Annotated in this window: 4 protein-coding genes; 2 read left to right on the plus strand and 2 right to left on the minus strand. The window is 65.7% G+C overall.

Annotated features, from left to right (window positions below; genetic code table 11):
• Nucleotides 1–257 precede the first annotated feature (257 nt).
• Both PV734_RS38650 and PV734_RS38655 read right to left on the minus strand, forming a co-directional pair.
• Nucleotides 258–6,770 (minus strand): RHS repeat-associated core domain-containing protein, encoded by a 6,513-nt coding sequence (locus PV734_RS38650; RefSeq protein WP_319294094.1) that lies wholly within the window; start codon nt 6,768–6,770, stop codon nt 258–260.
• 160 nt (nt 6,771–6,930) lie between these two features.
• On the minus strand, nt 6,931–10,611 hold the full coding sequence (locus PV734_RS38655) for a LamG domain-containing protein (RefSeq protein ID WP_319294096.1): 3,681 nt from the start codon (nt 10,609–10,611) through the stop codon (nt 6,931–6,933).
• Between the two features lie 830 nt (nt 10,612–11,441).
• Here PV734_RS38655 and PV734_RS38660 point away from each other — a divergent pair.
• Complete coding sequence (locus tag PV734_RS38660) at nt 11,442–12,500, plus strand: ABC transporter substrate-binding protein (protein WP_319090215.1); 1,059 nt, start codon at nt 11,442–11,444, stop codon at nt 12,498–12,500.
• Between the two features lie 136 nt (nt 12,501–12,636).
• Nucleotides 12,637–13,518, plus strand: coding sequence for a siderophore-interacting protein (locus PV734_RS38665; RefSeq protein ID WP_319090216.1), 882 nt, complete (start codon nt 12,637–12,639; stop codon nt 13,516–13,518).
• Nucleotides 13,519–13,638 lie beyond the last annotated feature (120 nt).

Here is a 13,638-nt window from a genome sequence, read left to right on the forward strand (position 1 = left end):
TAGAGCGGATAACATCCTGCTCCGTAGAGCAATCGACGGGTTCACACTCCAGCACGGACAACCAATGAGTGAAGTCATCTCTCCGACCTCCACCCTCCTCATAGTCATTGTGTGCGCTATACGCCCTGATGCCAGAATAGACGAAGACTCCACGCGAAACTGCCGACACAGGCAGCGAATCACCCAAAATAGACAGTACGCGCTCAAGATTTCCGGAATCAATATAGATCATACAGTCCATATCGACGCGCCCGACTTTATCGGATCCCGATGAATGGCCCATTATCGAAAGCACCTCCCATTCTTATTATGGAGACATCTACGTGATGAACGCTATCACCCAAGATTCCTTGAATCTCATTTCGGATACCACTCAACCTTGGAGTGGCATCACCAGCCGTGATCTTCCCCGCCTCGATAGCCCTATCCCGCGTACGCGCTTTCGCCGACCCCGACTTAACATTCCCCCACCGTTGGGAAATCATAGAGTCAAAGGTTTCCGGGGTGACGCGTACAGCGATATCCAAGTCTGAAGAGCCTGTCACATTTCCAGTTACTCGACTCCCCTGAACTGCCACATCCGCATCTATTTTTAGATTTTTACGGAAAACTGTCTCAATTTCTGAGAACTGCCCTCTACTCAGCCCTTCAGGAAGCCTAACAGCCTGATTCCAGCGAGTCCCAGGGCGCAGCCCAAAGAATCCAAGAGAACCGCCCAACATGCCCGATTCGATCGCAAATTTATATAGCGTGTTTCGAGCACTACACATCCAACCAGACTCACCGGCGACGCAAGGAAGATCTGGAATGCTTTCCGAGTGTTGCTGGCTGTCTACAGTCTCACAACTGCTTGCCATTGCGAAAATACAAACGCCATTCGGCGACTCATATCGATATCTTTGAGGACGTTCGTCGGGCACTTCGGCAAAAACGATTACATCTCCGGTACTGTCCGTGCTCGCCGTGCCACAGTTCCCGGTGCAGGGATGATCCGGAGCTGGCTTGGAGGTGTCAACCGCCTCCCCCGGGCGCCCATTCCCGGCCGAGCCATCAGGACGCTTCGGGCAAGCATCCTCCTTGCCACCGCACGCGAGCCCCATCCCCGTGGGGTCGCTGAAGGTGAGCGGGTTCTGGCCGCCGTAGGTGTAGCCGTTGAGGGTCTGCTGCTTGTCGACCTCCAGCAGCGGGTCGACGCTGATGAACCGCCCGATCGACGGGTCGTACTCACGCGCCCCGAGATGCGTAAGCCCCGAAGCGGAGTCCGCGGAAGCCCCGAGAAATCCCTTGTCGTCCGGCCAGGGGCCGAAGGTCGACTGGTCTCGGTCCGCGCCGAACGGTTTGCTGTAGCGCTTCGTGATCCCCTGCGTCGCGTTGTCCACGGCGAGGCTGCTCGTGCCGTGGTGATCCGCGGCCAGCCAACTCAGCTTGTCGGTGCCCGACTTGTTGGTGCGCATCGCGATCGTGGAACCGGCGCCGGTGTAGTAGCGCTGGGCCCAGAACTTCGCCGTCGATGTCGAGGTGTCGAGGTGGATCTCGCTCGATCCCAGGTAAAGGACAGTCTCCCCGGCCGTGTTGCGGCGAATCAGGAGGCTGCCGTCGGCGTCGTAGACGTAGCCGGTGGTGCTGGCGCCCTCCTTGAGGGTGTCGAGCTTGCTCTCCGCCGACCAGGTCAAGGTCTGGCTCGCGGTGCCGTCCGGGCGGGTCTTGGTATTGCCCGTCGCATCGTAGGTGTAGGCCTCAGCGACGCCGGTGCAGGTGTTGGCGGTCGTGGCGCGGAGGCGGTGGGTCTTCGTGCTGTCGTAGCAGTACGTCTTGGTCGTAGGTGTACTGCTGGTTTTGGTGACCTCGGTCGCACGCAGGCCCGAGTCCTTGTACGTGTACGACGTCCAGTAGGGGGCGGCGCCGCCCAGGTTGGCCGTTGTGCGGTTGGCGGTGGAGCAGTCCACCGTCGCCGGAGTCCAGGCATCGATCAGGCGCCGGTGGCCGTCGTAGCCGAAGCACTGGTTGTCCGCAGCACCGGCTCCGCCGAGGGTCGTCGGGTCCGAGATGGACGTGACGTTGCCCGCGGCGTCGTAAGCGTAGTTCAGCTGCTGGAGCATGTACGCGTGTGTGTCGTCGGTGACCGACGACCTGAGGATGCGGTCGGTGCCTGTCTCGTAGTGGTTGTTGATGTACGCGTTGTAGGTGCCTTCGGCGTTGGATTTACCCAGGCTGAGCACCTGGGGCTGGCCGAGTGCCGTGTAGCTGGCGTCCAGCAGGTAAGCGCTGGTGCCTTCAGTCTGGGTGTTCAGGCCCAGGCCGTCGTACTTGTATATGACCTGCTCCGAAGCAAGGCCACCGGCGGCGGGTTCCGTGGTGCTCTGCAGAGTTCCGTCGATGCGGTAGTCCGTGGTGAAAGTGAGCGTCTTGTCAGCGACGGCTTTCTTGGCTACCAACAGGTCGTTATCCGGCAGGACGAGCTGGGTGGTGGTGGCCCGGTACATGCTGTCGAAGGCCGTGACCTTCTTCGTGTACGCGCTGCCAGTGCCGCTGACCGCCCCGCCGACGTATCGGATGGCCGAGTCCCGCTGGCCCTTGGCGTTGGCGACCCCGTCGTAGGTGTACGCCGTGAGTTTGTTCGCGTCGACCCGCTCCTCGATGGTGGAGGAGAGGTCCGCCGTGGCAGGGGCCGTCCACGTGCCGGTGGTACGGCCCAACACGTCGTAGGCGCTGATCACGACCCGGCCCTCCGCGTCCTTGGTCCAGGAGACCTGGTCCAAGGCAGTGAAGCCGGTGGTCGTCGTGCCCATGTCGGGGTCGGTGGCGGATGTCTGACGGCCGTAGAGGTCGTAGCCGTACGACCAGGCGCTGTCGGGTCCCGTGATCGTGGACTGCTTGCCGTCGCGGGTGTATGTGAACTTCGTGGACGTGTAGGTCGCACCCACCGTGGCGCCGTAGCCGGTGTCGGCCGGGCTGGTGCCCTCGTACTCGCGGGTTTCCGTCGTACGGCCCTGGGCGTCCACGATCGTGCGGGAGGCCGAGCCTCCGCCAGGGGCGGTCGTCGCGGTGGAGTCACCCGTGTAGGTGCTGGTGGTGCTCCACTTCTCCACGCCGACGACATAGAAGGTGCTGGTCACAGGGCGTTCCGCGCCGTCGAAGACAGTCACCGACTGCTTGGGCGTACGACCGTACACAGCAGCTGCGTACTCGCCGGAGGGAACGTTGTCGGAGTCGAAGGCGTCGGCATACGTCTGGTAGGCCAGGCCACGGTCGTTGTAGCGGGTGTCCGTGAGCAGACGGCCGCCCTGCGGGGTGGGGCTCTGGCTCTGGAGAGGCCTCAGGAGTGAGTCGTAGATCGCGTAGCTGGTGTTGTACGTGGTGCCGTCAGCCTTGAGCACCGAGGTCGAGGTCCAGGAGTTGTCGGCGTTGGAGACGGAGTAGGCGTACGTGTAGTTGGGGCTGTAGTTGCTGGCGCGGGAGCGGTTGGGCAGCCACGTCGCGGTCTGACGGCCGAGGGCGTCGTACGTCGTCTCGGTGATCTTGTTGTTGATGTCGTAGATCTTGACCTGCAGGCCTCGGGCGTAGTCCGCGTACACAAAGGTGCTCTGCGCCTTGGCGTTGGTGACCTTGGTCCGGGTCAGCGGGCCGGCCGCCACGGGGGTGTAGGTCGTGGCCGTGGTGTTGCTGTCGGTGTCGGTGACGGAGGCGACGCGGCCCAGGTCGTCGTACGTCGTCCGGCTGGTCGTCTGCCATACGGCCGGGTTGCGTTCGCCGTTCGTGGCTGTCGCCGGGTAGGCGGTGGGGCGGCCGACCCAGGTGACCTCACCCTTGGTCGGGGTCTGGGACCCGGACCAGACGGCGGTCGTGGATGTGCCGTCGTAGACCATCGCGGTGTCGGACAGGACGTCGCCAGGCGTGGCCGATGACGTGGGCAGGGACAGCTCGGTCTCAGCGGGCGCGCAGGATCTGCCGACCACTCGGGTACGGGTGACCAGGGAGTTGATGCCAAGCGCGGGGTTGGCTGCGTACCAGGTGCGGGTGCATGTCTCGTCACCGGTGACGGCCGCGTCGCCCGCGTCCTGCACCTTCAGTGGCTGCCCGTAGGTGTCCCACTCGGTCGTTGCTGTGGTGCGTGTGCGCCAGGACGTCTTCGCCGTCAGATAGGTATGTGTGAACGCCCTCTCCGTACGGACGAAGTAGGCCTTGGCGTTCGAGGCACTGTGGGTGGCGGTGGTGCGGTACCAGGGGTCGTTGACGGTCACGCTGACCGGTGTCGAACCGTTGTACGTGATCTGCTCGCGCAGGAAGCCGGCGTACGGATCGCTGTCGGTCTCGTCGGCGATGTCCAGGCCGGTGAAGTCGATGCCTGCGACTGACGCGGACCGCGTGGTGGCGGTGCCCTTGAGCTTGTCGCCATGCATGCCCTGCAGGTAGAGGGAGACGGTCTTGGACTGGGTGCCGCCCGCGATGCCCTTGGTGGAGGTGACCTTGCCGTAGCCGCGCCAGACGGACCATGTGCGCTCGGCCTCGGGGGTGAGGGGGTCGTCGTTGTAGTGCCAGGCGGGGGCTGCGTAGGTGTAGGCGTTCTCGGTGTCCGCGCTCCCGCTGAACGGGTCGGCGGTGCCTACTGCCGTGACGCGGTATTTGTGGAACCAGTCGATGGATGCCTCGGAGGATCCGTTGATGTTCCAGTACTGCGGGTAGCAGGGTTTGGAGTTGTCGTCCTCGGCGGCCGGCATGTTGGAGCCGCGGACGCACTCCGGACCGGAGATGGTGACCGTGGTGATGGCACCCGTCTCGGAGGTGACCGTCCTGATCCGGGGGCGGTTGAGCGGCAGGATGTTGTCGAGGTCGGCGTGGACCCGGTTCGGACGCATCTCGTAGGTGAAGGTCACCGGGTCGAGCTCGATGGCGGTGCCGTTCTCGCCGGTGTGCCGGACGGACTCCAGAACCAGACTCTGGTCGGTGGTGTCACCGATGTCGTTGCCATCTTTGAAGTCCTGGTCCAGCGCCCAGGAGTCGACCGCGGTGAACTTGCTCGTGGCGGCCGACCAGGCTTGGGTATTGACGCCAGTCAGTCGCTTGCGCGTGAAGAAGGACGGGCTCGGCGCATCGCAGTCGGCCCCCGAGGCACAGATCGAGTCGAAAGGGACGTCGGGCCACTTGGGGGCAGTGGAGTCGGTCAGTTCGCCGCAGTCGGTGACCGTGCAGCGCTCGGCGTAGGAGAAGGTGACCTTGTCGGAGGTCACGCCGGAGAACAGGGTGGCCTTGTTCTGGCCGTAGCGGATCTCGGTGAGGTAACCGCCGCGGGTGTACTTTGCGGTGGCCGTGGAAGCGCCGTTCTGGGCGTAGTAGTTGGTCTCGGGCGTGTACCAGTACGTCATGGCGTTGCCATGGATGTCCACGACGTAGTCCAGGTTCCAGCGCCAGGCCTGGGTGAGCGAGCGGCCGGCAAAGGTGGAACCCTTGTCGTAGCCGGGCTCGCCGGAGTCGTTGCCGTAGACCGGCACCGTCCACACGGAGTTGGTGAGATCGCTGCTGGACGCACCGGGGAGCTTGTGCTGACCGAAGACGTACTTCGTACCGTCGCCGGTGGTGACGGTCCAGTACTCGCCGTCGTCGTCGCCGTTGTCACCCCCGGTGGAGCGGACAACGGTGGAGGCGTCGTCGGAGCTGAGCCGCCATACGTCGTCGGTCTTGTCAGCGGCGTCTACCTTGACCAGCTTGTTGGCCTTGCCGTTGAGGACGATCGAGGCGTTCTCGAACTTCCAGCACAGGTCGAACTTGTCGGCCTGTCCGTCCTTGTCGCAGCTGCCGTAGGAGCGCTCGATGTACGAGGACGAGGAGATCTCGAAGCCCTCGCCGACCGGGTTGGCCTGGTTATTCGTCGAGGCGGTACGGCCGTCGACGCTGCCGGAGTCGTAGGACAGCGACAGGGACGGGGACGGTCCGGCCGCAGCGGGCGGCACGGCCATGCCGTAGGACCAGGTGAAGGCGCCGGAAGAACCGCCTGCTTCCCAGCTGGAGGCTGGCGAGAGCGGGCTCGCCGTGTAGTCGCCCGCGCCGGAGGTGGAAGCGCCGGCAGTCGCCGCGAGGGCCAGGACTGTCACCGCCGAGGAGGCGGAGGAGGCTGAAGTGGTTGCTGCGGCAGCGGAGTTGGGGGCCGATGGGGCTTTCTCGACCGTCGGGGCAGCGAGGGCTACCTCAGCCGAGACGGTCTGACCCGAGATGTCGTTGTGCGAGTCGAGCGGTGTCCGTTCGCGGCAAGCGGCCTTGTTCGGCGTCGTCAGCGCGCAGGTGGGGAGCTGGAACAGCCGCAGTCGGCCGGACCAGCCGCCGCCGTACGCGGAGGCGAAGTCCGAGTAGTCGACGCTGACTTCGGCGGTGCCGGGGTCGGCGGCCGTCGCCGTCAGCAGTACGCCCTTGATACCGGCAGCCTCGGTCGCCTTGCGGCTGCGGACCTCGACACGGGTGTCGCCCGAAGCTCCGTCCGGTGTACCAGTGAGGGTTACGGGGAGACCGCCAGCCGTCAGCCGGGTTGCCTTGCGCTTCCCCGCCAGCCCGGCCTTCGCCGAGCCGGCCGTCGGCCAGGTCGCGGTCTGCTCGGCCCTGGCGCGCTTGCTCTGTTCGGCGTTCTCCGCACGTGTCTCGGCCACCCTGGCCCGGGCCTTCTTGGCGCCCTGCCCTGCGAACTCGTGGACCTCGGTGACCAGTTGCTCCTGGGCTTTGGGCTTGCCCAAGCCGCCGCCGTTGTCCGCCGCCTGCACGGGGACGGCGACAACTGTGGACACGACGAGGGTCATCACCAAGACCGACAGCATTCGTCGGCTGAAGACAACACGTCTGATCCTGGTACGGACCCCACGTCTTCCGGCACTCACAGCACAAACCCCCACGTGATCACAGCTAACAGAGGACGACCGGTCGACGGACGGTCGGTGAGACGAAAGCTCAGCCATCGGTGCGACTCACGATGTCGCTGACCTGCTGCCCCGACATGGCCCCCGCCCAGATCCGAATCCGGGTGATCCGGCCCGCGAGGTAGTGGCCCCAGGCGGAGTCCACGAAGCCCGTGCCGACTGCGAAGTCGCCCGACCCCGCCACCGCCGTGTATCCGGGGCCCAAGCCGTTCTGGCTACCACCGACGTACAGGCTGATCGTGCGCGCGGAGGCATCAAACACACCAGTCAGCTGCGTGATGCTGTTGGGCGTAATCCTCGTGGTCTCTTTGGAGACCACGGCCGTCCAGCGTTCTTTGCTCAACCGCCCGAAGTACCACGTGCCCTCGACGGTCTTCGTCTCGGTCTGCGGATCGTCCACAGCGGCGGTCTTCTCGAACCACAAACCCCAGGAGGAGCCGTCGGCGCCTCGCTGGCCGACGACCTGGGAGATGTAGCCGTCGGGCTTGAGCGCCATGGCTTCGCCGTCCAACTCCACCGCCGTGGTCACTGTGAACGCCCCCGTGTCGTCAACAACCGGGCCCTTGGCGGTGGCTGTGTCGTTCGTGCCGTCGAGCACGATCGCCGTGCTGTCGAGAGAGGCCCCGTTGGAGAGCTTGAGTGACCGCCCGTAGCCAGTACCAGCATCCGCCAACGAGACATTTGTTCCGGCGGTCGCACCGTTCGGCTTCCAGTCCGCCACCCGCTCGACGTACGCCTTATTGTTCTCGTCCAGCAGCTGGGCCTCGGTCGCCACGTCGTCGTCGGTCAGCAGCCGCTGCCAGACAGCTACTTCATCGACCTGGCCGCTCATGTAGTTCTGGTACGTGCCGCCCGAGGTGAACGTGACTCGGCCTACCTGTAGAGGGCCGCCCGCGACCGTCGCGTCCGACGTGCTGGGCAGGGCCACAGACCCACCCTGCGGTCGGCCGTTCACATACAGGCGGATCGCCCGATTTTCGGCGTCGTAGGAACCCGCCACATGGACCCACGTGTCGAGCGGGACACCGGTGGCACTCGCGTCGGCGCCCTCGGACTGCCGTACGCCGTTCTCGTACCAGCTCCGTAGGAACACCCAGCGCTGCGCGCCCGACGAGTAGTAGAGCGAGAAGCTGGAGTTGTCGCTGCCGGTCTGGGACAGCACCGTCCGATAAGTGGACGCGTCGCTCAGCTTGGCCCATGCCGAGGCGGTGAACGAGTACCTCGTGTCGACCACTGCTTCCGAGGTGTCCGCGTATCCCGACTGCCGTGTGGCGTCACCGGGGTCACCATTGAGCCACAACGACAGGTCCCCGTCACCACGCCGTGCCATCGCCGACGATCGGCCCGAACCCGCGCCGTGCAACGTCATAGGGTGCCGCACGCCCTCGGTGGCGGAGTCGGCTGCCGGGTCTTTTGATGGCCCGTCGAAGTGCCAGCGGCCGACCGCCGGTTGGCCCTCGGCCACCTTGAAGTCCACCGCCGCCGTGTCGCCCTCACCGGCACTGTCTCTCGCCTGGACCTCGAGCGTTATCGTGCCTGCCCGGGACGGTGTGATCCACACGGTCACGGTGTCCCCGGAAAACCATTGCGATGACTCTTCGTCGGTGGAGAGCTTGTAGCGGTAGCCACTGTTAATCGTGTCATCGCCAGGGTTCCGGGAGAAGGTGAACTTCCCCTTGATACCTGGACCGCCGAACCCCTGGCAGTCGTTGGCGGGGCACTCTCTGTACGGGGCGACGAAGGTGATCACCGGTGCCTTCGGACCATCGGTGTCAATCTTGAAGTAGCACCAGCCTTTAGTGGTCACCGTGCTGGACGACTCCAGATAGCTCTTGTCGTTGTTATAGAGCGACCGCGTGAACACCGCCATCCGGTACGTCTTCTTCGGCGTGAGCGCGATGGGCGTGACGGCCTTCACCTGCTCGTTGTCGCCCACGGAGCCCTCAGGCCGCACCGGCTCAGTCTCCACCTTCCAAGTGCCGTCGTTCTGTTCCCTCTGGACGTAGAAATGCGCCTGTAGATGCGCGTACGTTCCGCCGCCTCCTGCGGCCTGCGGCCGGGCGGTCAGCACCGGCTGGGGGTCCGCGATGGTGGTCGGGGCGGTGGGCTTGGTCGAGCAAATGACACTGTTCTTCTGCACAATGCCGGGGTAGGTCGGCACAGCGGGCAGCCCCACGTACGTGACCACCAGAGCAGCATTGTCGTCGAACCGCTTCCAGCTGTTCGGGTCGTTCTCGTTGTGCGCCTTCAGCATCAGGGTGAGGCGGTCGAAGCCGCCTGCCGCGAAAACCTGGACCGTGTGGGTGAGGTTTTCGTAGCTCTGTGCCGGGTCGTCGTCGAACGTGATGGGGGCGTCCGGCTGATCCGGGTCGCACATCGCTCCGCGTCCTGCGGACACGGTCCGGTCACCCAGAAGGTCCCAACTGCTCGTCGGCCCGGGCCACCTGGTCGCGGACGAGATCCCACCCGTGCGGACAAGGTCGACAGTCGACGGCTGGCATGACATCGACCATTTTTCGGTCACCCGGAATTTGGCGTCGAGCACTTTCTTGCCCGCCAGGCCGGTCGGCCCGAACTCGAAGTACATGCGCTGCTTGTAGCCCGAGCCGCAGTAGTACGCGAACCCGCCGGTGACATAGGTGTCGCAGTAGCCGACCCCCTCACCATCGTCGCCACCGGAGAAGTTGTAGAAGGTGTCGCCGTCCGAGGACAACACCGTGCGCTCGGACTCCTCCAGGCCCACATCCGGGTCGATGTACAGCGGGTAGACCGTGTTCTCCCCGCTCAGGAGGCCCGCGTCCGGCACCACAGCCACCGCGTCCTCGGTCAGTTCCACCGGTAGCACGGCGGAGGCGTCGCCGTTGCCAGGGCCGTCGGCCGGGTCGGCAGAGATCTCACCATGGCCGTCCACGACGGGCTCGTCGTCAACGGCGGCGAGCGACATGGTCATCGTCCCCGTGCCGGCGGTGTCCCCTGCCGAGTCCCACATCTGCGCGGCCGGTGAACGGAACACCGCGTTACCGTCCTCGTCCATGGCGGCGAGACCACCACCCGCCCGGGTAGCCACCGTCAGGCCCTGCGTCTTGAGGGAGAACTCGATCCGTTCCAGCTCCGGATTGGCGGCTGCCTCGGCGGACTTGACGATCAGCACCTGCCGGACGCCCTCGACCGTCGCCGTCATCCGCAGGTCAACTCCGGGCAGCACCTCCGCGTACGTGGCGGACGCGCCGTCCAGCACCGGCTTAGGCAGGCTGCCGGGCCAGCCCAGGCTCAGCGAACGGCCGTCCTCGGCCAGCTTCACCAGACCTCCGCCGTCACCACCGGCGGAGAGGGAAATGTCGACCACCGATGCCTTCGGCCCGATCGAGCCGTCGACGCGGCGCTCAAGTGTCGCATCCGGTTCCGCCCAGGAACCGTCGGGCTGTGCGACGCGCACCGGTACGACGGATTTGGTGAGGGTGAACGAGTAGCCGTCAGGGTTGGCGTGGGTCGTGGCGTATTCCTCGCGGGCGCCTACGACTTCGACCGCTTCGCCAGAAGCCTTCGCCTGTTCCAGCGCGGCGGACGCCTCGGATGTCGGCGGCTCCGCGTCGTCGGCCTGTGCCACCGACGAAGTAACCCCCAAGGCGGGCAACGCCGCCAGCAGCGCCGTGACCGTCAGACCGGAGACCAACCGTCTCGCGCGCCCGATCGTCTGCGCTGCGGGCAGCACAAAGAGTCCCCACCCATTCCCCACCCCCGCTTTACGTGATCTTTATAAGCTCCCCATATCCAACACAGTTGATCGAGAACGGTCAAGCAATTTCAAAGTGAACACATCGACGCCACAGATGCGCGAGCCGAGCACCGACACCCCTTCCATCGCCGCGCATCGAGGCTCAAAATTGAGGTCCCTCCAGGCGCACCATCCACGAGGCATAAGGCCACGAGCACGCCAGCGCCCATACCGTTCAGCGCGCCCTCGATGAAAAGTGCCCACAAGAGGCTCAGCGGTCAGTAGTCACGCCAGCACGCCTGACATGGAGACGTCGGCACGGGGGACGAAGAAGGTGTCGGCGGAGAAGAAGCCCATCACTGCGGCGACCACGATCCGGCAATCCCGGGAGAGTCAGGTGTCCGCGGCCAGGGCGAGCCGGGTGCGGGGCGGCGATCACCGTTCGCCGAGGTCACCCTCCGGCCGCTGCCACATCTCTGATCGACCCTGGCCGGAAATGGTCACTTCGGCGACGACACAGTACGTGCCAGCGAGGCCTCACGAGGATCCCACCTCAGCCCGCTCGGGCCTTGCGGTGGTTCAGCAACCCCACCCCGGCCACCCTACCCATCCTTCACATTCGCGGATCAGGCATCACCATTGAGCACGAATAGACACCCAGGCGAGCAGCCCACCTTCGATACATAGGTCATCTACAGAAACCGGCACACGCCGCCCCGGCCACCCCGCTCCCCCGAACCACCCCCTGGACATCTACTGAGGTTAGGCTAACCTACCTTTCGAATTGTCCGGCGGGCCGAACCGCCCTGTTCGAAAGCAGCCATCTCATGTCCAACGCCCGTGCCACCCACCTCTCCCGCCGCGGCATGCTCGCCGCAGGAGGCGCCCTCGGCCTCGGGGCCGTCCTCGCCGCCTGTGGGGACGACGACGCGAAAAGCGGTGGCTCGGGCGCGGACGCGTCGAAGGCCGCCGCCGCGCCCGCCGGGCCGTGGACGTTCAAGGACGACCGCGGCCAGACCGCCAAGGCCGACAAGGTGCCCTCGAACATCGTCGCCTTCACCGGTGTCGCCGCCGCGCTCCACGACTACGGCGTCGAGGTCAAGGGCGTCTTCGGCCCAACCACGACCAAGGACGGCAAGGCCGACGTCCAGGCCGGTGACCTGGACGTCACCAAGGTGACCGTCCTCGGCAACGAGTGGGGCCAGTTCAACATCGAGAAGTACGCGGCCCTCGCCCCGGACCTCCTCGTCACCACGATGTTCGACAGCGCGGGCACCCTCTGGTACGTCCCGGAGGAGTCCAAGGAGAAGATCCTCGCCGTCGGCGCCCCGACCGTCGGCATCTCCGTGTTCGACATCCAGCTGGACCAGCCGCTGCAGCGCATGCTGGAGCTGGCCAAGACCCTCGGCGCGGACACCGCCTCCGCCAAGGTGACCGCCGCGAAGAAGGCCTTCGAGGACGCCGCAGCCCGACTGCGCGCCGCCACCAAGGCCAAGCCGAACATCAAGGTGCTGGTGGGTTCCGCGAGCCAGGACATCTTCTACGTGTCCGGCTCCAACCTCTCCGTCGACCTGGAGTACTTCAAGGCACTCGGCGTGAACTTCGTCGAGCCCTCCGCCGATGCGCTGAAGGCGAGCGGCGGCTGGTACGAGAACCTGAGCTGGGAGAACGTCGACAAGTACGGGGCCGACATCATCATGATGGACAACCGGACCTCGGCCATCCAGCCCGCGGACATCACCGAGGCGACCTGGAAGCAGTTGCCTGCGGTGAAGGCGGGGCAGGTCATCGCCCGTAATCCCGAGCCGATTCTGTCGTACGACAAGTGCACGCCGCTGCTCACTAGCCTCGCGGAGGCGATCGAGAGCGCGAAGAAGGTCAGCTGACCCGGGGCGCCCTGAATCTGCGCCGTGAGTGTGCTTGTTCGTGGGGAGCTGCGGGTCCGTTGTGGCTGGTCGCGCAGTTCCCCGCGCCCCTTTCGGGGCGCGTCATCGCGTCCCCTGACATTCATCAGGAGTCCGAATGACGACCACTGCCATCGCCCCCTTCCGGTTCTTCGCCCTTCACGTCGTACGGACCGTCCGGCTCGGGCCCTCTCTCGTCCGGGTCACCTTCGCGGGGGAGGATCTGGCGGCCTTCTGCTCCAACGGGCGCGACCAGAGTCTCTCCCTCTTTCTGCCCCACCCCGGGCAGGACGCCCCCGCCGTGCCCGTCGAGCTGGGCGACGGCTGGTGGCAGGGGTGGCGTGAACTGCCGGACGACGTACGGGCGGTGATGCGCTCGTACACGCTCCGCGCGCTGCGCGCCGACGCCCACGGGCGTACGACGGAGATCGACATCGACTTCGTCCTGCACGGCGTCGAGCCGGGTGCCGTCACGCCCGCCGGGCCAGCCTCTCTGTGGGCCTCCCGCGCCGGCGCCGGGGACCGCGTCCTTCTGCTCGGGCCGGCGATCGCGGACAACCGTGCCATCCGCTTCCGCCCGCCGACCGGCACCGACCTCGTCGTCATCTGGGCCGACGAGACGGCCGTTCCGGCTGCATCCGCGATTCTCGAACAGCTCCCCGCCGGCACCCGGGCCCAGGTCTGGCTGGAGGCCGGGCACGCCGGGGACATCCAAGATCTGGCGACCTCCGCCGACGCCGAGATCACGTGGCTCGTGCGCGGCACGGGTACCGACACTCACACCGGCACTGGCGCGCCCACAGCCCTCGACGCCATCCGGGACGCCCAACTCCCCCCAGCCGAACGGCCGTACGCGTGGATCGCGGGTGAGTCGTCCGCCGTGAAGGAGCTGCGTCGGCATCTCGTGCGGGAGCGCGGGATCGACCGTCGGGACGTCACCTTCGTCGGTTACTGGCGACGCGGGCTCAGCGAGGAGCAGCTGCGCGAGCAGTCCGCATGAGGTGCGGAGGCGTGGATCCCTGGATCACAGCTTGTGACTGGTGGGGCAGGAGTGCCTCACAGAAATTTAGGTTAGGCTAACCTAAGTTAGATCCGTTCGACATGACGAACATGCACCTGC

This window comes from Streptomyces sp. AK08-02 (genome assembly GCF_033795085.1).
GTDB lineage: Bacteria > Actinomycetota > Actinomycetes > Streptomycetales > Streptomycetaceae > Streptomyces > Streptomyces echiniscabiei.